General features: G+C 72.3%; 21 protein-coding genes. 12 read left to right on the top strand and 9 right to left on the bottom strand.

Features of this window, described 5'->3' with window-relative positions:
- Positions 1 to 155 precede the first annotated feature (155 nt).
- Together ACIQJT_RS23855 and ACIQJT_RS23850 are read right to left on the bottom strand one after the other, a co-directional pair.
- A complete protein-coding gene (locus ACIQJT_RS23855; RefSeq protein ID WP_365455578.1) occupies positions 156 to 992 on the bottom strand; it encodes a purine-nucleoside phosphorylase in 837 nt (278 codons plus the stop codon).
- 103 nt (positions 993 to 1095) lie between these two features.
- Positions 1096 to 1533 carry a gamma-glutamylcyclotransferase gene (locus ACIQJT_RS23850; protein ID WP_053850908.1) on the bottom strand — a complete coding sequence of 146 codons (438 nt, stop codon included), beginning with the start codon at positions 1531 to 1533 and terminating at the stop codon, positions 1096 to 1098.
- Positions 1534 to 1629: 96 nt separating this feature from the next.
- Here ACIQJT_RS23850 and ACIQJT_RS23845 point away from each other — a divergent pair, with 96 nt between their 5' ends.
- The 3 genes from ACIQJT_RS23845 (at position 1630) to ACIQJT_RS23835 (ending at position 4583) form a co-directional block, all read left to right on the top strand.
- Positions 1630 to 3078 (top strand): NAD(P)H-quinone dehydrogenase, encoded by a 1449-nt coding sequence (locus ACIQJT_RS23845; RefSeq protein ID WP_365455575.1) that lies wholly within the window; start codon positions 1630 to 1632, stop codon positions 3076 to 3078.
- A 166-nt stretch (positions 3079 to 3244) separates the two neighbouring features.
- Complete coding sequence (locus tag ACIQJT_RS23840) at positions 3245 to 4207, top strand: DeoR/GlpR family DNA-binding transcription regulator (protein ID WP_365455572.1); 963 nt, start codon at positions 3245 to 3247, stop codon at positions 4205 to 4207.
- A 241-nt stretch (positions 4208 to 4448) separates the two neighbouring features.
- Positions 4449 to 4583 (top strand): hypothetical protein, encoded by a 135-nt coding sequence (locus tag ACIQJT_RS23835; RefSeq protein WP_402646470.1) that lies wholly within the window; start codon positions 4449 to 4451, stop codon positions 4581 to 4583.
- Between the two features lie 227 nt (positions 4584 to 4810).
- Here the strand turns inward: ACIQJT_RS23835 and ACIQJT_RS23830 are convergent, their stop codons facing one another.
- On the bottom strand, positions 4811 to 6583 hold the full coding sequence (locus tag ACIQJT_RS23830) for an acetyl/propionyl/methylcrotonyl-CoA carboxylase subunit alpha (RefSeq protein ID WP_402646466.1): 1773 nt from the start codon (positions 6581 to 6583) through the stop codon (positions 4811 to 4813).
- A gap of 363 nt (positions 6584 to 6946) precedes the next feature.
- On the opposite strand from ACIQJT_RS23830, the gene ACIQJT_RS23825 reads away from it, so the two are divergent.
- Positions 6947 to 7459 carry a hypothetical protein gene (locus ACIQJT_RS23825; RefSeq protein WP_402646463.1) on the top strand — a complete coding sequence of 171 codons (513 nt, stop codon included), beginning with the start codon at positions 6947 to 6949 and terminating at the stop codon, positions 7457 to 7459.
- Between the two features lie 388 nt (positions 7460 to 7847).
- On the opposite strand, the gene ACIQJT_RS23820 is transcribed toward ACIQJT_RS23825, so the two are convergent.
- Together ACIQJT_RS23820 and mmpB are read right to left on the bottom strand one after the other, a co-directional pair.
- Positions 7848 to 8468 (bottom strand): nucleoside triphosphate pyrophosphatase, encoded by a 621-nt coding sequence (locus ACIQJT_RS23820; protein ID WP_365455557.1) that lies wholly within the window; start codon positions 8466 to 8468, stop codon positions 7848 to 7850.
- 19 nt (positions 8469 to 8487) lie between these two features.
- Positions 8488 to 8616, bottom strand: coding sequence for a morphogenic membrane protein MmpB (mmpB, locus tag ACIQJT_RS23815; protein WP_086724589.1), 129 nt, complete (start codon positions 8614 to 8616; stop codon positions 8488 to 8490).
- 105 nt (positions 8617 to 8721) lie between these two features.
- Between mmpB and ACIQJT_RS23810 the strand changes: the two genes are divergently transcribed.
- A complete protein-coding gene (locus ACIQJT_RS23810) occupies positions 8722 to 9315 on the top strand; it encodes a hypothetical protein (RefSeq protein WP_402646459.1) in 594 nt (197 codons plus the stop codon).
- Complete coding sequence (locus tag ACIQJT_RS23805) at positions 9273 to 9833, top strand: GDSL-type esterase/lipase family protein (RefSeq protein ID WP_402646457.1); 561 nt, start codon at positions 9273 to 9275, stop codon at positions 9831 to 9833. Before ACIQJT_RS23810 ends, ACIQJT_RS23805 begins: the two co-directional genes overlap by 43 nt.
- Here the strand turns inward: ACIQJT_RS23805 and ACIQJT_RS23800 are convergent.
- Together ACIQJT_RS23800 and ACIQJT_RS23795 are read right to left on the bottom strand one after the other, a co-directional pair.
- Positions 9830 to 10039 carry an acyl-CoA carboxylase epsilon subunit gene (locus ACIQJT_RS23800; protein WP_365455552.1) on the bottom strand — a complete coding sequence of 70 codons (210 nt, stop codon included), beginning with the start codon at positions 10037 to 10039 and terminating at the stop codon, positions 9830 to 9832. The two genes, ACIQJT_RS23805 and ACIQJT_RS23800, sit on opposite strands and share 4 nt — an antisense overlap.
- 17 nt (positions 10040 to 10056) lie before the next feature.
- Positions 10057 to 11649, bottom strand: a complete 1593-nt coding sequence (locus ACIQJT_RS23795) for an acyl-CoA carboxylase subunit beta (RefSeq protein ID WP_365455549.1) — start codon at positions 11647 to 11649, stop codon at positions 10057 to 10059.
- Positions 11650 to 11760: 111 nt separating this feature from the next.
- Between ACIQJT_RS23795 and ACIQJT_RS23790 the strand changes: the two genes are divergently transcribed.
- Both ACIQJT_RS23790 and ACIQJT_RS23785 read left to right on the top strand, forming a co-directional pair.
- Positions 11761 to 12624 carry a biotin--[acetyl-CoA-carboxylase] ligase gene (locus ACIQJT_RS23790; RefSeq protein WP_365455546.1) on the top strand — a complete coding sequence of 288 codons (864 nt, stop codon included), beginning with the start codon at positions 11761 to 11763 and terminating at the stop codon, positions 12622 to 12624.
- Positions 12625 to 12836: 212 nt separating this feature from the next.
- Positions 12837 to 13928, top strand: coding sequence for an adenylate/guanylate cyclase domain-containing protein (locus tag ACIQJT_RS23785; RefSeq protein ID WP_053850919.1), 1092 nt, complete (start codon positions 12837 to 12839; stop codon positions 13926 to 13928).
- A 12-nt stretch (positions 13929 to 13940) separates the two neighbouring features.
- On the opposite strand, the gene ACIQJT_RS23780 is transcribed toward ACIQJT_RS23785, so the two are convergent.
- Complete coding sequence (locus tag ACIQJT_RS23780; RefSeq protein WP_402646453.1) at positions 13941 to 14591, bottom strand: hypothetical protein; 651 nt, start codon at positions 14589 to 14591, stop codon at positions 13941 to 13943.
- 200 nt (positions 14592 to 14791) lie between these two features.
- Here ACIQJT_RS23780 and ACIQJT_RS23775 point away from each other — a divergent pair, with 200 nt between their 5' ends.
- From ACIQJT_RS23775 to hutH, 3 genes are all read left to right on the top strand, one after another.
- Complete coding sequence (locus tag ACIQJT_RS23775; RefSeq protein ID WP_365455540.1) at positions 14792 to 15592, top strand: enoyl-CoA hydratase-related protein; 801 nt, start codon at positions 14792 to 14794, stop codon at positions 15590 to 15592.
- Between the two features lie 172 nt (positions 15593 to 15764).
- Complete coding sequence (locus tag ACIQJT_RS23770) at positions 15765 to 16913, top strand: diguanylate cyclase domain-containing protein (RefSeq protein WP_402646450.1); 1149 nt, start codon at positions 15765 to 15767, stop codon at positions 16911 to 16913.
- 81 nt (positions 16914 to 16994) lie between these two features.
- A complete protein-coding gene (gene hutH, locus ACIQJT_RS23765; RefSeq protein WP_402646522.1) occupies positions 16995 to 18533 on the top strand; it encodes a histidine ammonia-lyase in 1539 nt (512 codons plus the stop codon).
- A 417-nt stretch (positions 18534 to 18950) separates the two neighbouring features.
- Here hutH and ACIQJT_RS23760 read toward each other — a convergent pair whose 3' ends face one another.
- Positions 18951 to 19253, bottom strand: a complete 303-nt coding sequence (locus ACIQJT_RS23760; protein WP_365455534.1) for a hypothetical protein — start codon at positions 19251 to 19253, stop codon at positions 18951 to 18953.
- 109 nt (positions 19254 to 19362) lie between these two features.
- Between ACIQJT_RS23760 and ACIQJT_RS23755 the strand changes: the two genes are divergently transcribed.
- Positions 19363 to 19707 carry a hypothetical protein gene (locus ACIQJT_RS23755; protein ID WP_402646446.1) on the top strand — a complete coding sequence of 115 codons (345 nt, stop codon included), beginning with the start codon at positions 19363 to 19365 and terminating at the stop codon, positions 19705 to 19707.
- Positions 19708 to 19758: the final 51 nt, after the last annotated feature.

The following is a 19758-nucleotide window of genomic DNA, read 5'->3' as shown; positions in this document are numbered from 1 at the left end:
CCCCCACCCCGTCCCCTCACCGCCGTACGCGGCCAACGGCCCGTCGTGGCGGGCGTCCACTGCCACCCCCTAGGGGCGCGGGGAACTGCGCGACCGGCTCCCACCGGCCGTGTGGTCGCCCGGCCGCCGCACCCGGCACATCCCTGGGTGGTCTCTCAGATGCGGCCGAGTACCTGCGCCAGCAGTGAACCCATCCGTGTCGCCGAGTCACGGCCCGCCTGGAGGACTTCCTCGTGGTTCAGGGGCTCGCCCGTCATGCCCGCGGCGAGGTTCGTCACCAGGGAGATGCCCAGGACCTCCGCACCCGCCTCGCGCGCGGCGATCGCCTCGAGGACCGTCGACATGCCCACCAGGTCCGCGCCGATCACGCGGGCCATGCGGATCTCGGCGGGGGTCTCGTAGTGCGGGCCGGGGAACTGGGCGTAGACGCCCTCCTCCAGGCTGGGGTCGATCTCCTTGCACAGGGCGCGCAGGCGGGGCGAGTAGAGGTCGGTCAGGTCGACGAAGTTCGCGCCGATGATCGGGGAGGTCGCCGTGAGGTTGATGTGGTCGCTGATCAGGACCGGCTGGCCGGGGCGCATGCCCTCGCGCAGGCCGCCGCAGCCGTTGGTGAGGACGATCGTCTTGCAGCCGGCCGCGACCGCGGTGCGCACGCCGTGGGCCACGGCCGCGACGCCCCGGCCCTCGTAGTAGTGGGTGCGGCCGAGGAAGACCAGGGCCCGCTTCTCACCGATCCTGTACGAGCGGATCTTGCCGCCGTGTCCCTCCACCACCGGCGGCGGGAAACCGGGCAGCTCGGTGACCGGGAACTCGGCCTCGGGGGTGCCGAGGGCGTCCACGGCCGGTGCCCAGCCGGAGCCCATCACGAGGGCGACGTCGTGGGTCTCGGCGCCGGTCAGTTCGCGCAGGCGCGCGGCGGCGGCGTCGGCGGCGACCCTCGGTTCAGCGGGGGTGGCGCCCTGGATGTCGTCCGGAAGAAGAGATGCGTTCACGCGGACGAGGGTAGCCGGTCCGGGCCTACGCGCGTAGATGACAGAGCTGACGGGATGGCGATCGTTGTCTTGTCGTTTCCAACCAACCGGCGGCCCGGCTCCTTCAGCAGGGGCGCTTGCGGAGTTCCATCACGTAGTCGTGCGGGGCGCCCGCGGACTCCGCCGCGTCCGCGATCTCGCCCAGGTAGCGGGCGGAGGGCAGACCGCCCTCGTAGCCGTTGAGGACGTACGTCCAGGCCTGTTCCTCACCCTCCAGGGTGTGGACCCGCATGCGCGTACGGCGGTAGATGTCCAGGCCCACGCCCTCCCAGCGGTCCATGGACTCGTCGTCGGCGGGGGCGATCTCGTAGAGCGCCACGAACACCTGGGAGAGGGGGTCCTCGACGATCGTGGCCAGCGCCCCTTCCCAGCCCATGTGCTCACCGCCGAAGGTCAGCCGCCAGCCGTTCAGCCACCCCGTGGCGCGCATCGGCGAGTGCGGGGCGCGGCGGGTCATCAGCCGCGCGTCGAGGTTGCCGGCGTAGGCGGCGTAGAGCGACATGCGACGAGGGTACGGCAGCCTTCCCCGGTGTCTCTCCCGTAACAGTGGCGTCTCGGGGTGCCCCCCAGGCCGTGGCACCCCGGCTCGTGCGGGACAATGGAGTACGTGACTCGGATCGTGATCATCGGTGGCGGACCCGGCGGATACGAGGCGGCCCTGGTGGCCGCCCAGCTCGGCGCGGAGGTGACCGTCGTCGACGCCGACGGCCTGGGCGGGGCGTCGGTGCTGACCGACTGCGTGCCGTCGAAGACCCTTATCGCTACGGCCGAGGTCATGACGACCTTCGACTCGTCCTACGAGGAGCTGGGGATCATCGTCGCCGATGACACCCCACCACTGGAGCAGGCCGCCCGGGTGGTCGGCGTCGATCTGGGGAAGGTCAACCGTCGTGTGAAGCGGCTCGCCCTCGCCCAGTCGCACGACATCACGGCTTCCGTGACGCGAGCGGGTGCGCGCGTGCTGCGCGGGCGTGGCCGGCTCGAGGGCATGCAGTCCCTCGACGGGTCGCGGAAGGTCGTCGTGCGGGCCGCCGACGGGAGCGAGGAGACGCTCGTCGCGGACGCGGTGCTCATCGCCACGGGCGGGCATCCCCGTGAACTGCCCGACGCCCAGCCCGACGGCGAGCGCATCCTCAACTGGACCCAGGTCTACGACCTCGACGAGCTGCCGGAAGAGCTCATCGTGGTCGGCTCCGGTGTCACCGGCGCCGAGTTCGCCGGGGCCTACCAGGCGCTCGGCTCCAAGGTGACGCTCGTGTCGTCCCGGGACCGGGTGCTGCCCGGGGAGGACCCGGACGCGGCCGCCGTGCTGGAGGACGTCTTCCGCCGGCGCGGCATGAACGTCATGGCCCGCTCCCGCGCCCAGTCCGCCAAACGGGTCGGGGACCGGGTCGAGGTCACGCTGGCGGACGGGCGGGTCATCACCGGCTCGCACTGCCTGATGGCCGTCGGCGCCATTCCGAACAGCGCCGGGATGGGACTGGAGGAAGCGGGCGTCAAGCTGCGCGAGTCCGGGCACATCTGGACCGACAAGGTGTCCCGGACGACGGCTCCCGGTGTGTACGCCGCCGGTGACGTGACCGGGGTGTTCGCGCTCGCCTCCGTCGCCGCCATGCAGGGGCGCATCGCCATGTACCACTTCCTCGGCGACACGGTGAACCCGCTGAACCTCAAGACCGTCTCGTCGAACGTCTTCACCGACCCCGAGATCGCCACCGTCGGGTACTCGCAGGCCGACGTGGACGGCGGGAAGATCGACGCCCGGGTCGTGAAGCTGCCGCTGCTGCGCAACCCGCGCGCCAAGATGCAGGGCATCCGCGACGGCTTCGTCAAGATCTTCTGCCGGCCCGGTACCGGGATCGTCGTCGGCGGTGTCGTCGTCGCGCCCCGCGCCTCGGAACTGATCCACCCCATCTCGATCGCGGTCGACAACAATCTGACGGTCGAACAGATCGCGAACGCGTTCACCGTTTACCCCTCCCTTTCGGGGTCGATCGCCGAGGTGGCACGGCAGTTGCACACGCGCAAGGAGACCGGCGGGGCCTGACGGCCGAAAGCGATTCCTGCCTGGTCACAGGGAGTTGTCGACCATTCGTGCGGCATAGGCGGGAAGATTAGGCCCTATACCACCTCCCGTCCTACTGTGCGAACAACTTCTGTAATTCGGCGCAAACTGCTGAAACCAGACGGTCGTTGGGGTTACTGTCAGTTTCGTGTTCGCTGCAGAACGTCGCCAATTGATCCTCGAAATGGTGCGAGCCAATGGGGCCGTGTCGCTCCGTGAGCTCGCCCGCGTCGTCCAGACCTCCGAAGTGACCGTACGGCGGGACGTGCGCGCGCTGGAGGCAGAAGGACTCCTCGACCGCCGGCACGGCGGTGCGGTATTGCCGGGCGGGTTCACGCGGGAGTCCGGCTTTCCGCAGAAATCGCATCTCGCGACCGCCGAGAAGACGGCCATCGCCGATCTCGCCGCGGGTCTCGTCGAAGAAGGCGAGGCCATTGTGGTGGGGGCGGGTACCACCACCCAGGAGCTGGCGCGCCGGCTCGCCCGGGTCCCCGGGCTGACCGTCGTGACCAATTCCCTCCTGGTGGCCCAGGCACTCGCCCATGCCAACCGGGTGGAGGTCGTGATGACCGGCGGCACCCTGCGCGGTTCCAATTACGCCCTGGTCGGCTCGGGGGCGGAACAGTCGCTCCAGGGGCTCAGAGTCTCGCGGGCCTTCCTCTCCGGGAGCGGGCTCACCGCCGAGCGCGGCCTGTCCACGTCCAACATGCTGTCGGCGTCCGTGGACCGGGCGCTGGTGCAGGCCGCCGCGGAGGTCGTGGTCCTCGCCGACCACACCAAGCTGGGCACCGACACCATGTTCCAGACCGTGCCGACGGACGTGATCACACGGCTGGTCACGGACGAGCCCCCGGCCCACGACGACCGGGCCGCGACCGAACTCCAGGCGCTCGCCGACCAGGGGGTGCAGATCGCCGTGGCCGGTGCGTCGGGAGCGCCGGGGGGTGATCAGGTCCCGGCGCGCCGCCAAGAGCGCCGGGACGTGCCCGTGCCGGGCCCCCGCCGCAGCCAGCTCCCGTCGGCGGGCCCCTCTCTCCGCACCGCCACGACCCTGGGCGAACCGACCCCGGCGGCGGAACGGGCCCGGGTGGCGGACCTGCGCCGCCGCTGATTCCTGCGACGCGGTGATGCCGCCGCGCGTCCCGGGGGAGGCGTGGCCGCGGCCCGGTTCGGGGCGGGACCGCTCGGGCGGTGCCTGGCCGACGGGGGCCCAGCTCAGCACGCCTTCCGCGCGCCCCGGCGATCCGTACGGACCGGTTCACCCGGTCGGCGGAAGCCGTAGGTTCTTTCCCAGGGAGCGTCTCTGGCGAGAGCGGCGCCGGGAGAGTGGCATCGAGATCAGCGGGGCCGACGTGCGTCGGGTGGTGGAGCGGGAACCGGGGACCGCGGTGACGGGGCTCGTGCCCGCGGGCGTCTTCCACGCCGACCCGATGGTGATCTACGACCATCCCCCGTCGCCGACGGGGTCGATGGACTCGCCGTGGTGAACGGCACGACCCTGCTCGGCCTCGCGCCCCTGACCACGCTGTCGTTCGTCATGGCGGCCTTCTTCGCCTGCGCCGGGCCGGCCCTCGCCCGCGGAGCACCGGCTGGACGCGGGCCGCGTGAGACCACCGTCTCGGGGGACGGGGAAGCGAGGCGCCCCGCGGACCGACTGCTCCGGTCCGCGGGGCGCCTCGGGATGCCTGTGCGGCAAAGGGCGTACGAAGTGCGCTCAGTCCTTGATCTCGCAGATCGCCGCACCCGAGGTGATCGACGCGCCGACCTCCGCCGTCAGGCCCTTGATGGTGCCGGACCGGTGCGCGTTGAGCGGCTGCTCCATCTTCATCGCCTCGAGGACGACGACGAGGTCGCCCTCCTTGACCTCCTGGCCCTCCTCGACGGCGATCTTGACGATCGTGCCCTGCATCGGGGAGGCGAGGGTGTCGCCGGAGGCGACGGGGCCGGACTTCTTGGCCGCCCGCCGCTTGGGCTTGGCGCCCGCGGCGAGGCCGGTGCGGGCCAGGGACATGCCGAGCGAGGAGGGCAGCGAGACCTCCAGGCGCTTGCCGCCGACCTCGACGACGATCGTCTCGCGGTCCGCGTCGTCCTCGGCCTCGGTGTCGGCCGGGGCCGCGAAGGGCTTGATGTCGTTGACGAACTCGGTCTCGATCCAGCGGGTGTGGACCGTGAACGGGTCGCTGGAGCCGGTCAGCTCCGGGGCGAACGCCGGGTCCTTGACGACCGCGCGGTGGAACGGGATGGCGGTGGCCATGCCCTCGACCTGGAACTCGTCCAGGGCGCGGGCGGCCCGCTGGAGGGCCTGCTCGCGGGTGGCGCCGGTGACGATCAGCTTCGCGAGGAGGGAGTCCCAGGCCGGGCCGATGACCGAGCCGGCCTCCACGCCCGCGTCCAGGCGCACGCCCGGACCGGAGGGCGCCTCGAACTTGGTGACCGTGCCGGGGGCCGGGAGGAAGTTACGGCCCGGGTCCTCGCCGTTGATGCGGAACTCGAACGAGTGGCCGCGCAGTTCGGGGTCGCCGTAGCCCAGTTCCTCGCCGTCGGCGATGCGGAACATCTCGCGCACCAGGTCGATGCCGGAGACCTCCTCGGTGACCGGGTGCTCGACCTGGAGGCGGGTGTTGACCTCCAGGAAGGAGATGGTGCCGTCCTGGCCGACCAGGAACTCGCAGGTGCCGGCACCCTCGTAGGCGGCCTCCTTGAGGATGGCCTTGGAGGCGCGGTACAGCTCGGCGACCTGCTCGTCGGAGAGGAAGGGCGCGGGCGCCTCCTCGACCAGCTTCTGGTGGCGGCGCTGGAGGGAGCAGTCACGGGTGGAGACGACGACCACGTTGCCGTGCTTGTCGGCCAGGCACTGGGTCTCCACGTGCCGGGGGCGGTCCAGGTAGCGCTCGACGAAGCACTCGCCGCGGCCGAAGGCGGCGACCGCCTCGCGGACCGCGGAGTCGTACAGCTCGGGGACCTCTTCGAGGGTGCGGGCGACCTTCAGGCCGCGACCGCCACCGCCGAAGGCGGCCTTGATGGCGATGGGCAGGCCGTGCTCCTCGGCGAAGGCCACGACCTCGTCGGCACCGGAGACCGGGTCGGGGGTGCCCGCCACCAGGGGGGCGCCGGCGCGCTGGGCGATGTGCCGGGCGGCGACCTTGTCGCCCAGGTCGCGGATGGCCTGCGGGGGCGGGCCGATCCAGATCAGGCCCGCGTCCAGGACCGCCTGCGCGAACTCGGCGTTCTCGGAGAGGAAGCCGTAGCCCGGATGGATGGCGTCCGCGCCCGACTCACGCGCGGCCCCCAGGACCTTCTCGATGTCCAGGTAGCTGGTGGCCGGGGTGTCACCGCCCAGAGCGAACGCCTCATCCGCGGCGCGGACATGCAGAGCGTCCCGGTCCGGGTCGGCGTACACGGCCACGCTCGCGATACCGGCATCCCGGCAGGCCCGGGCAACGCGGACAGCGATTTCGCCACGGTTGGCGATGAGCACCTTGCGCACGATTGAGGCTCCCTCCTTGAAACAAGCCGAGTTTAGGGACTGCCGACACGGCTCTTCGACCCGTCCCCTGTGGTGAGCTTCCCCACACGGAGCGTGATGCGAGCTTGCACGACCCGCGAAATCCCTTGTCGCACCGCGGTACGCAGGACTCCTCCCGGAAACCCTAGCCCTCCTCTGTGGTCAAGGTCTCTGTGAGAGCGTGCTGCGGACCACTCCGATTCTTTGTGGAGTCCCTACGAATGGCCCAATGATTCTTTGCCCGCGGCCGAACCCTTGTCCCGCGGTTTACCCGTTAGTAGCGTTCGCGCTGTATCGAACGTACTTCGGGTAACAAGAGCACGGCTCGAAAGTGGGTGGGGACCGGTGATACGCAGGCCGGTGGCGTGGGTCGTGGCGGTCGTCCTCTTCGCGGAGGCGTTCGGCGTGGCGATGCTGAACTGGATCATGGGCAATCTCGTCGACGCGCAGAACATGTCACTGGCCGGCCTGGACCCGGACGCGATGTCGATGTCCTCGAAGATCGGCGGGATCGTCTTCGGCCTGTACTTCGCGCTGTGCGCGCTGGTCGCCCTGCTGGTGGCGGTACGCGACCGGCAGCCCGCCGGGCTCGGCCGGATCCTGCTGATCAGCGCCGCCGTGGTGCACGGCCTGCTGGCCGCGGTCGCCTGGGCCCTGATCGGCCGCCCCCAGTTCCTCTTCATGATCGTGATGCTCGGCCTGATCGTGCTCGTCCTGGTCACCTACGACGGCCGGCGCGGCCCGGTCGCGGCGGAGCCGCACGCCACTCCGGGCCCCGGTGACCCCGAGGGCCCGGAAGACCCCCCGGCCGTAGGCGGCTCCCCCCTCAACCCTCCACCGGCACCGACCACTCCGTGACGGGGACACCCGACCGGTCGGGGCGGCAGGGCCGTCTTGAGGCCGGGCACCTCGGCGCCCGAGGAGGCGGAGGGGACTTCGCGCTGCGCTGCTCCCGCCTCCGCCGGTCCTCGCGCCCCCCTGTCCGGGCGCTCGTCCCGTCGGCGCCCTGAGGCCGGGCGCCCCGGCGTCATGAACGCGGCGTCCGAGGGCGCTTGGCCCGCCAACAGTTGGGGTGGTGGTGGCTGCCTGAGGTTGGGCGCCCTGGCGTCGTGGACGTGGCGTCCGAGGGTGTCGAGGAGCCGAAGGGGGCCGTAAGGCGCCGCTCATGCCTTCGTCGGTGCTCGCCACCCCGTGATGCCGTCGGACGGGCCGGACGGCGGCGCTCGCCTCGGCGTGGGGGTGGCGCTCACGCCTCCGTCGGGGTCCACAGTTCCGTGATGCCGACGCCCAGGTCGGACAGCAGGCGGCGCAGCAGCGGCAGGCTGAGGCCGATGACGTTGCCGTGGTCGCCGTCGATGCCCTCGATGAACGGGGCCGAACGGCCGTCCAGCGTGAACGCCCCGGCGACGTGGAGGGGTTCGCCGGAGGCGACGTACGCGGCGATCTCCTCGTCGGTCGGCTCGCCGAAGCGGACGACGGTGGAGGCGACCGCCGAGACGTACCGGCCGCTCGTGGTGTCGTAGACGCAGTGGCCGGTCTGAAGGGTGCCCGCGCGGCCGCGCATCGCCTTCCAGCGGGCCGTCGCCTCCTCGGCGTCGGCCGGCTTGCCGAGGGCCTCGCCGTCCAGGTCGAGCACCGAGTCGCAGCCGATCACCAGCGCACCCTTGACCTCGGGTTTCGCGGACACGACGGAGGCCTTCGCCTCGGCGAGGGCGAGGGCCAGTTCGGCGGGGGTGGGGGCGGTGACGGCGTCCTCGTCGACCCCGCTCACGAGCACCTCGGGAGCGAGGCCGGCCTGTCGCAGCAGGCCCAGCCGGGCGGGGGACTGGGAGGCGAGCACGAGTCGGCGGCGCGGCTGATCGGTCATGCGGTCAGCGTAGTGCCGGTCAGCGCAACCCGATCACGATCATCGCGAGCACCATGGCCAGCGCCAGGAAGACGCTCAGTCGCCGAAGCATGTCCTGCATGTCGCGCAGTTCCTTCGGCGGTTCGTTCTCGGGGTCGGACCACAGCATGGTTTCCAGCGTGGGGCGATTTCGCGGAGGGCGCCTGAGTACGCGTACTCAACTTCTCTAACGGTACTGTGGTTCCATTAGCAGTCGAGAGAGAGGGGTACGTCCGTGTTCACCACCGCCTGGTCCGCCTCGCCCCAGCTTCCCGCCGAGGGCTTCACCCCCAACTGGTCCCGCGAGGGCTTCTGGCGGCAGTCCGTGCGCCAGGTCGTCAGGCTGTCGGCGGGAGGGCGCCGGGTGCGGGTCCGGCTGTCCCACGCGTACGGCACCTCACCGGTCCGGCTCGCGGGCGCGACGATCGGCCGTACGGCCACCGGCGCGGGCGTCGAGCCGGGATCGCTGCGCACCCTCGCCCTCGCGGACGAGATACCGGCCCGGGGCTCACTGGTGAGCGAGCCGGTCGAACTCCCCGTGGCGGCGGGGGAGTCGGTGACGGTCACCCTGCATTTCGACGCCGCGACCGGCCCCGCGACCTTCCACGCCCAGGCCTTCGCACCGAGTTACCGCGGACAGGGCGATCTGCTGACCGACACGGGCGGGCAGGGCTTCGACGCGGTGAGCGAGTCCTGGTACTTCCTGGCCGCCGTCGAGACGGACGCCGGGCGCACGGACGGGATCGCCCTGTTCGGGGACTCCCTCACGGACGGGTTCGGCTCCCGGTGGGGGCGGACCGCCGCTGGTCGGACGCGCTGGCCCGGTTGAGCGGGCGGCCCGTGCTCAACGCCGGGATCGGCGGGAACCTGCTGCTCAACGACTCCGCCTGGTACGGCGAGCGAGGGGTGCGGCGGTTCCGGCGGGACGTGCTGGAGCTCGCCGGGGTGGACACGGCGGTCGTGCTGCTGGGGCTCAACGACATCGGCTTCAGCGAGACCGACGAACAGCCCACCTACAAGCCCGCACCGGTGGTGGAGGCGGCCGAACTCATCGCCGCTCACCGCGAGTTGATACGGCAGGCGCGAGGGCTGCGGATGATCGGGAGCACCTTGCTGCCGTTCGAGGGCTCGGACCACTGGGGCGAGCACGCGGCGAAGGTCGCGCACGAGGTGAACGAGTGGACCCGCTGCTCCGGCGAGTACGACGCGGTGGTGGACCTCGCCCGTGTGATGGCCGATCCGGACGACCCGGACCGGCTGCGTCCGTCGTACGACTTCGGCGATCACCTGCATCCGAACGATCTCGGATACGAGGTGATGGCCGAAGCGCTGGCGGCCGTCCTCTAGGCCGGCCAGTACGTGCGGGACCAGGCCGTCGGCCCCGGCTGGGGCAGGCGGCGGCCCGCGATGCGGGACGGATCGGACCACGCGGCCTTCCGCTCCTCCGCGCCGGACGGCGACGAGGTCGCCGCCGCGGCGCGGGCCCGGACCACCGCCAGGGCGGCGGCGAGCTCCTCGGGGGTGGGGTTTCCCCGTACGACCTTGATGTTCATGACGGCTCCCGGCAGGGCTAGAGGGGGATGTTGCCGTGCTTCTTCGGAGGCAGGGACTCGCGCTTGGTGCGCAGCTGGCGCAGGCCCCTGACGACATGGCGGCGTGTGTCCGACGGCATGATCACGGAGTCGATGTAGCCGCGCTCGGCCGCGATGTAGGGGTTGAGGAGGGCGTCCTCGTACTCCTGGATCAGCCGGGCCCGGGTCGCCTCCGCGTCCCCGGCGGCCTCGGCCTCCGCGATCGTGCGGCGGTGCAGGATGTTCACCGCGCCCTGGGCGCCCATCACGGCGATCTGGGCGGTGGGCCAGGCGAGGTTGATGTCCGCGCCGAGGTGCTTGGAGCCCATGACGTCGTACGCGCCGCCGAAGGCCTTGCGGGTGATCACCGTGATCAGCGGGACCGTGGCCTCCGCGTAGGCGTAGATCAACTTGGCGCCGCGGCGGATGATGCCGTCGTGCTCCTGGTCGACGCCCGGCAGGAAGCCGGGGACGTCCACGAAGGTGATCACCGGGATGTTGAAGGCGTCGCAGGTGCGGACGAAGCGGGCCGCCTTCTCCGACGCGGTGATGTCGAGACAGCCGGCGAACTGCATCGGCTGGTTGGCGACGATGCCGACCGGGTGGCCCTCGACACGGCCGTAGCCGGTGAGGATGTTCGGCGCGAACAGCGGCTGCGTCTCGAAGAACTCGGCGTCGTCCAGGATGTGTTCGATCACCGTGTGCATGTCGTACGGCTGGTTCGCGCTGTCCGGGACCAGGGTGTCCAGCTCGCGGTCCTCGTCGGTGACCGAGAGGTCCGCCTCCTCCGGGTAGACCGGCGGCTCGGACAGGTTGTTGGACGGCAGGTACGACAGCAGCTGCTTGACGTACTCGACGGCGTCCTTCTCGTCCCCGGCCATGTGATGGGCCACGCCGGACACCGAGTTGTGGGTGCGGGCGCCGCCCAGCTCCTCGAAACCGACGTCCTCGCCGGTGACCGTCTTGATGACGTCGGGACCGGTGATGAACATGTGCGAGGTCTGGTCGACCATCACCGTGAAGTCGGTGATCGCCGGGGAGTACACGGCCCCGCCCGCGCACGGCCCGACGACCAGGCTGATCTGCGGGATGACACCGCTGGCGTGGGTGTTGCGGCGGAAGATCTCGCCGTACGCGCCCAGCGAGGCCACGCCCTCCTGGATACGGGCACCACCGGAGTCGTTGATGCCGATGACCGGGCAGCCGGTCTTCAGCGCGAAGTCCATCACCTTGACGATCTTCTGGCCGTAGACCTCGCCCAGCGCGCCGCCGAAGACGGTGAAGTCCTGGGAGAACACGGCGACGGGGCGGCCGTCGACCGTGCCGTACCCGGTGACGACCCCGTCGCCGTACGGGCGGTTCTTCTCCAGCCCGAAGTTGGTGGAGCGGTGCCGGGCGAACTCGTCCAGCTCCACGAAAGAGCCTTCGTCGAGGAGCAGTTCGATGCGCTCACGGGCCGTCAGCTTGCCCTTGGCGTGCTGCTTCTCGACGGCACGTTCGGAGCCGGCGTGCGTCGCCTCGTCGATACGACGCTGGAGATCCGCGAGCTTGCCCGCGGTGGTGTGGATGTCGATCTCTTCCGGCTCGGACATCGGTCTCGCGGCTCCCTGCCTGCTCAAAAGGGGGGACGGTTACTCATCCGTAGAGTAGTGGTGCCCCTACGAATCAGCAGTGCGGCGTTTCACACACCTAGGGTGGCTTGCATGACGCCGCGAGATGTTTCAGGAGACGACAGCCGTTGGTCGGACCTCGACCGGCCGCCCCTCAACACCGCCGCGCTGCGCCGCGGACTGGTGCGGGACGGCGGGCTGTGGTCCGGGATCGAGGTGCTGTCCGGCACCGGGTCCACCAACTCCGACCTGGTCGCCCGTGCCGCCGCGGGCAAGGCGGACGAGGGCGCGGTCCTCGTCGCCGAGGAGCAGAGCGCCGGCCGCGGCCGCCTGGACCGCCGGTGGACGGCACCGCCCCGCTCGGGCCTCTTCTTCTCCGTCCTGCTGACCCCGGCTGACGTGCCGGTCGCCCGCTGGGGCTGGCTGCCCCTGCTCACCGGGGTCGCGGTGGCCACGGGCCTGTCCCGGGCGGCCGGCGTGGACACGGCTCTCAAGTGGCCCAACGACCTCCTGGTCACCGTGGGCGGCGAGGAACGCAAGGCCGGCGGGATCCTCGCGGAACGGGCCGGCGACCGCGGCGTCGTCATCGGCGTCGGCATCAACGTCACCCTCAGGGAGGACGAGCTGCCCGTCCCCACCGCGGGTTCGCTGGCGCTGGCCGGAGCGGTGAGCACCGACCGGGACCCCCTGCTGCGGGCCGTCCTGCGCTCCCTGGAGGAGTGGTACGGCCGTTGGCGGGCTGCGGCCGGCGACCCGGCGGTGAGCGGCCTCCAGGAGACGTACGCGGCGGGGTGCGCCACGCTGGGAAGGACGGTACGGGCGGAGCTGCCCGGAGACCGCGCACTGGTCGGCGAGGCGGTGGCGGTGGACGGCGACGGCCGCCTGGTGATCGCGACGAAGGAGGGCGTACAGGAGCCGGTGGGGGCGGGGGACATCGTCCACCTGCGACCGGCGTGAGCCGTGGCTCCCCAGGGCGCGGGGCTGTGGCGGCGTGCGGCTCCACCGCGTGGACGCGACCGGCCGCAGTCGGCCCGCAGCCGACCGGGGACATCGGCCGGCCACGGTCTTCCCGCTCCTCCTGACGGAGGGAGGACGTGAGCTACCGCACACCTGCCGTACAGTTGAGGCCGGTCGATACCTGACCGTGACAGATCGGAAGGGCAGCAGGCGTGACCGCAGACGACACGGGCTCCGGCGCGGACGCGATCCCGCACCCGCTCGCCGTGCGTCTCGAACAGCTCATCCTCGGCGCCGAGCGGCGCTACACCCCCTTTCAGGCGGCCCGCACCGCCGGCGTCTCCATGGAGCTGGCCACCCGCTTCTGGCGGGCGATGGGCTTCGCCGACGTCGGCCAGGCCAAGGCGTTCACCGAGGCGGACGTGCTCGCGCTGCGCCGGCTCGCCGGTCTCGTCGAGGCGGGGCTGCTGAGCGAGGCCATGGCCGTGCAGGTGGCGCGGTCCACCGGGCAGACCACGGCCCGGCTCGCCGAGTGGCAGATCGACTCCTTCCTGGAGGGCCTGACCGAGCCCCCGGAACCGGGCATGACCCGCACCGAGGTGACGTACCCGATCATCGAGCTGCTCCTGCCCGAGCTGGAGGAGTTCCTCGTCTACGTCTGGCGCCGCCAGCTCGCCGCCTCGGCCGGCCGGGTCGTGCAGGCCGCCGACGACGAGGAGATGGTCGACCGGCGACTGTGCGTGGGCTTCGCCGACCTCGTCGGGTTCACGCGGCTGACCCGCCGGATGGAGGAGGAGGAACTCGGCGAGCTCGTCGAGGCCTTCGAGACCACCGCCGCGGACCTGGTGGCGGCCCGGGGCGGACGGCTCATCAAGACCCTCGGCGACGAGGTGCTGTACGCGGCCGACGACGCCGCGGTGGCCGCCGAGATCGCCCTGCGGCTCATCGAGACCATGGCCAACGACGAGACCATGCCCGAGCTGCGCGTCGGCATCGCCTTCGGCACGGTGACCACCCGCATGGGCGATGTCTTCGGGACGACGGTGAACCTCGCCTCCCGGCTGACCTCGATAGCTCCCCGTGACGCCGTCCTCGTCGACAGCGCGTTCGCCGAGGAGCTGATCCGCCACGGCGAGGCCCCCGCCTCCGAGGCGGAGGCGGCCGAGGCCGCGGCCACCGCCGAGAAGGAGGGCGAGGAGCCGCCGACCTACCGCTTCGCGCTTCAGCCGATGTGGCAGCGGCCGGTCCGTGGCCTCGGCGTCGTCGAGCCCTGGCTGCTGACCCGCAGGGACGTCGCGCCCTAGGGCGGACAGGCCCTAGCCGCCCTGCCGCACGCACAGGCCGATGATCGGCACGCACAGGCCCGGGTCGGGCCGGGTCGAGCGGGTGGGCCGAGGCGCGGGGGTCGCTGCCGGTGGAGGCGTGGTCCGAGGCGGTTGCGGGGCGGCCGTCGTCGCCGGCGCGTGGGGTGCGCGAGGTGCGGTGGTGGTCGTGGGGGCCGGGGCCGGGGCCGGTGCCCGGGTGTTCGGCGCCTCCGGGATCGTCGTGGGGGCCGCCGCGAAGGGCAGGGGAACGGCGGTCGCGGACCCCGCGGGGGCCGGGGAGGAACCCGCGGTCGGGGTCGCGGAGACCCCGCCCATCGCCGTGGTCGACGACGGGCTCGCCTCCGGAACGGCGTCCAGGGTCGCGGCGGCGTTCGTCGCCCGGTCCGTGCCGGGGCCGGGGCCGGTGCCGATGTCCGCGTCCGTGCCCGGCGCGGCCCGGGGGTCGGGCTCCGCGGCGCCGAAGCCGCCCGCTCCCGTGTCCGGGGTCAGCCGTACGAGGCTCAGGGCACCGGCGGCCAGGGCGAGGCCGCCCGCCGCGAGCAGGACCTTGCGGGGGCGGGGCTTGCGGTGCCGGCCACGCGGTCCGAACAGACGGGTGCCACCGTCCTCCGCCATGGCTGTCGTCGTCATCGTCGCCGTCATGCTTCCTCCCCTGGGTGCCCGCGCCCCCTGTGCGCCGTGGCGGGGCGCACGTTATGCGCTGCCGTGGGCGGTGGAGGGGGAGTTGGGTGGGATGTCACTCGAACGGGGTGTCGGGTGGATCGGCGGGAACCTTTCGCGGCGGGAGTGGGGCTGCGATGATCGGAGCGTTCTTGTTAACCCGCGTTAACCGGGAGGGTGTCATGGGCGAGGAGCGGTTCGGGGAGTTCGTGCTGGTGAGGCGGCACGAGGAGGGGAGCGTCGCCGAGCTGGTCCTCGACCGGCCCAAGGCGATGAACGCGGTCTCCACCGAGATGGCCCGGTCCGTCGCCGCCGCCTGTGCCGCGCTGGGGGCCGACCAGGGGGTGCGGGTGGTCGTGCTGACCTCGACGCACGAGCGGGCCTTCTGTGTGGGGGCCGACCTGAAGGAGCGGAACTCCTTCAGCGACGCGGACCTGGTACGGCAGCGGCCGGTGGCCCGGGGGGCGTACACGGGGGTGCTGGAGCTGCCCGTGCCGACGATCGCCGCGGTGCACGGGTTCGCGCTGGGCGGGGGGTTCGAGCTGGCGCTGTCGTGCGACCTGATCGTGGCCGACCGCACGGCGGTGGTGGGGCTGCCTGAGGTGTCGGTGGGCGTGATCCCCGGAGGCGGTGGGACGCAGTTGCTGCCCCGGCGGGTGGGGGCGGCCCGGGCCGCCGAGCTGATCTTCACCGCGCGCCGGGTGGAGGCGGAGGAGGCCCGCGACCTGGGGCTGCTGGATCGGCTCGTGGCGGCCGGGGAGGACCGGACGGAGGCGCTGGCGCTCGCGCGCCGGATCGCCGCGAACTCGCCCGTGGGGCTGCGGGCGGCGAAGCGCGCGCTGCGGCTGGGTCAGGGACTGGATCTGCGGGCCGGGCTCGAGGTGGAGGACGCGGCCTGGCGGGCGGTGGCCTTCTCGGGCGACCGGGCGGAGGGCGTGGCGGCGTTCAACGAACGCCGTGCGCCTCGGTGGCCTGGGCTGTAGCCGGCATGTTGTGCGGGTGCGGGTGGGGGCGCGGACGCTCTGCGCAGTTCCCCGCGCCCTTGATCCAGGACGCACCGGTAGCCGCCCGACGGCCGCCCCCGGCACCCCGGGTGTTTCTCGAACGGACCAACCACATCACCGCATACCCCCACATCCTCCCTAACCTGGACTGATGGGTGAGGACATCCGGCTGGCCGCGGTCGTCGCGTTGGCTCAGGGCATGGCGGCGGCCCACGGCTCGCGGGAGGCGTGGCGGGCCGCCGCCGCCGGGGCGTGCCGTGCGCTCGGCGGGAGTTTCGCCGCGTTGTCCGTGTGGGAGCGGGAGCTCGGCCGGCTCAGGGTGCTGGTGAACGTCGGGGACCGGACCGCGGGCGAGGAGGAGTTCCCCGAAGGTGAGGCGTACCCCGTGCACCAGTTCCCGGAGATCACCGAGTTCCTGCACGAGCGGTGGGCCGGGGGCGGGGAGCCCAACGCGTGGGTGGAGACGGCGGAGGGCCCGGCGGCCGGGGGCCCGCCCGGATATGTGCACCAGCGGGTCGCCGCGCTCCGCCGGAGGGGCCGCGGGAGCTGCGTGGTCGCTCCCATCGTGCTGAACGGCCGGGCCTGGGGGGAGCTGTACGTGGCCCGGCCCACCGGGGCCCCGGTCTTCGGCAGGGAGGACGCCGACTTCGCGACCGTGCTGGCCGCCGTGGTCGCCGCCGGGATCGCCCAGGCGGAGCGGCTGGAGGAGGCGAGACGGCTGGCCTTCACGGACGCGCTGACCGGGCTAGCCAACCGCCGTGCGGTGGACGCGCGGCTCGACGAGGCCGTGGACCGCCACAAGCGGGACGGTGTCGTCGTCAGTCTCGTGGTCTGCGACCTCAACGGGCTGAAGCGGGTCAACGACACCCGTGGGCACGCCGTGGGCGACCGGTTGCTGGAACGTTTCGGGTCGGTGCTGTCGCTGTGCGGCGCCATGCTGCCGGGCGCCCTGGCCGCACGGCTCGGCGGGGACGAGTTCTGTCTGCTCGCCGTGGGACCGCCCGCCGACGACGTCGTCAGGGCCGCCGACGAACTCTGCCGGCGGGCCGGGGAGCTGGAGCTGGGGGAGGGCGTGGCCTGCGGGGTCGCCTCCACCGCGGATCCCATCGGGCCGGTGCGCTCGGCCCGGCGGCTCTTCCGGCTGGCCGACGCCGCGCAGTACCGGGCCAAGGCCGAGCGTGCCGACAGGCCGGTCGTCGCGGGGCGCGGCGGGCCCGACGACCCCGTCGTACGGCTGGCCGACGCCACTCCTTCCGGCCGGAAGGCCGAGCGCCGGACGTTCCGCGGGCGCCCGGCCTGAGAGCCGTGTGGCGGTAAGGGGCGGGACCCCGACCCGGTAGTGACATCCTGGAATTCAGTGCGTACGCTCCTGAATATGGATATGCACACTGTGGTGGTGGGGACGTCCGGGGTCACCGCGTCCGACGTCCTTGCCGTGGCGCGGGACGGTGCCCGTGTCGAGCTCGCCGAGGAGGCGGTCACCGCCCTCGCCGCTGCCCGAGGGATCGTCGACGCCCTCGCGGCCAAGCCCGAGCCCGTCTACGGCGTCAGCACGGGCTTCGGCGCCCTCGCGACCCGGCACATCAGCCAGGAGCTCCGGGCGCAGCTACAGCGCAACATCGTCCGCTCGCACGCCGCGGGCATGGGAGCGCGGGTGGAGCGGGAGGTCGTACGGGCGCTGATGTTCCTGCGGCTCAAGACCGTCTGCTCCGGACACACCGGCGTGCGGCCCGAGGTCGCGCAGACCATGGCCGACGTGCTCAACGCCGGGATCACCCCGGTCGTCCACGAGTACGGGTCGCTCGGCTGCTCCGGTGACCTCGCGCCGCTGTCCCACTGCGCCCTCACGCTCATGGGGGAGGGGGACGCAGAGGGCCCGGACGGGGTCGTGCGGCCCGCCGGTGAGCTGCTCGCCGAGCACGGGATCGCGCCCGTCGAGCTGCGCGAGAAGGAGGGCCTCGCCCTTCTCAACGGCACCGACGGCATGCTCGGGATGCTGGTCATGGCGCTCGCCGACCTGGACATGCTCTACAAGTCCGCCGACATCACCGCCGCCCTGTCCCTGGAGGCCCTGCTCGGCACCGACAAGGTGCTCGCCCCCGAACTGCACGCCATCCGGCCGCACCCGGGCCAGGGCGCCTCCGCCGCCAACATGCTGGCCGTGCTGAAGGGTTCGGAGCTCACCGGGCACCACCAGGACGACGCGCCCCGCGTCCAGGACGCCTACTCCGTGCGCTGCGCGCCGCAGGTCGCCGGGGCCGGGCGGGACACCCTGGCCCACGCCCGGCTGGTGGCGGAGCGGGAGTTGGCGTCCGCGGTCGACAACCCCGTCGTGCTTCCGGACGGACGCGTCGAGTCCAACGGCAACTTCCACGGCGCGCCCGTCGCCTACGTCCTGGACTTCCTCGCCATCGCGGTCGCCGACCTCGCGTCGATCGCCGAGCGGCGCACCGACCGGCTGCTCGACAAGAACCGGTCCCACGGGCTGCCGCCCTTCCTCGCCGACGACGCCGGCGTGGACTCCGGGCTGATGATCGCCCAGTACACCCAGGCCGCGCTGGTCAGCGAGTTGAAGCGGCTGGCCGTTCCGGCGTCCGCGGACTCGATCCCCTCGTCCGCGATGCAGGAGGACCACGTCTCGATGGGGTGGTCGGCCGCGCGCAAGCTGCGCACCGCCGTCGACAACCTCACCCGGGTCCTCGCCGTCGAGCTCTACGCCGCCTCGCGCGCCGTGGAGCTGCGCGAGGGCCTGAGCCCGGCGTCGGCCACGCAGGCCGCCATCACCGCCGTACGCAAGGCGGGAGTCGAGGGGCCGGGGCCCGACCGGTTCCTGGCACCGGACCTGGCCGCCGCCGACGCGTTCGTGCGCGAGGGGCGGCTGGTGTCGGCGGTGGAGGCCGTCACCGGTCCCCTGCGATAGACAGCACGAAGGGCCCTCGCCGTACGACCGCGGCGGGGGCCCTCGGCGTCACCTGAGCTTGTCCACCTGGGCGTCGAGCACGGTGGCCGGCACGGTGGCCGCCCCGCCGCTGCCCAGGGGGCGAAGTCGACCGTGGGGTACGTGGAGACGGTGCTGCCGACTGATCTTGAGGCTCTCGCCGTCGGCCGCGATGGCGAACCCGCCGGAGCAGGCGGCGCTTCCGTCGGGGACGGCCTCGACGGCCTTCTCGGCGCCGTCGCACGGTGTTGTGCGCGCTCGCGTCGGTGTCGGCCGGCGGAAGGCCGGACAGCGCGTGGGCGAGCGGCCCGGGGCCACGGTCGCAGCGGCGGCCCGCGCCCTCGATGATCTCTTGATGGGCGGACCATGAAGGACTCACCAAGAAATCGTCAAGCCCGTTTAAAAACCGAGGCGTTCCCGGCGTACGGAATAGACGACGAAGCCCGCGCCCAGCGTGAGGAACAGGGTGCCGCCGACGACGTACGGCGTGGTGTCGAAGCTGCCGGTGTCGGCGAGCCGGGCGGTGTCCGTGGAGGTCTCGGCGCTCGTGGTCGTGGCCCGCGCCTGGGTGGTGGCCTGCGCGGACGGCGCTGTTCTCGCCGGGGTGTCCTGGGACGCGTTGGCGGACGGGACGAACCACAGGGCGCCCAGCAGGGTCCCCGCGGCGGTGGCGGTCAGCAACGGACGACGAACGGATGACACGGAATATCGATCCCCTTGTGGTGCTGGCGAATTGGCCGTGTGGGGCGATGTTAGTGAAAGGCGCGGGTCACGGGAAAGTCACGGGAGGCATGGGCTTTACGCTCCGGGCATGAGCACTGAAGAGACATCACGTTTTGTGCGGCTTCGGGTGGAACTCGTCGTCGAGGTCGACGACCAGGACGCCGTGACCCGGGCCGCGCTGGCGCGGATCACGGAGGATCCGGACATGCCGGACGACGAACGGGCGCACGCCGAGGGTGCTGTGACGGAAGACACTGCGGAGGCCCTCGCCTATCTCGTGGACCCGTTCGGCCTGGTCGGGGAGGTGCCGGGGGTGGAACTGGCCCAGGCGTCCTGGAGCAGCGAGCGCATCGACTACGACCCGGATTCGCCGGACTGGGACCTCGACGAGGATGATGTCGAGGGAGACGAGGAAGACGAGGTCGTCGGCTGAGCGCGCTGGGGAAATTCGTGACCCCGGGCGGCAACCGCCGTCCGGGGTTTC

Origin of the sequence: Streptomyces sp. NPDC091972 (assembly GCF_044756385.1) — a bacterium.
Taxonomy (GTDB): domain Bacteria; phylum Actinomycetota; class Actinomycetes; order Streptomycetales; family Streptomycetaceae; genus Streptomyces.
This window is presented reverse-complemented; position numbering and strand designations above follow the sequence as displayed.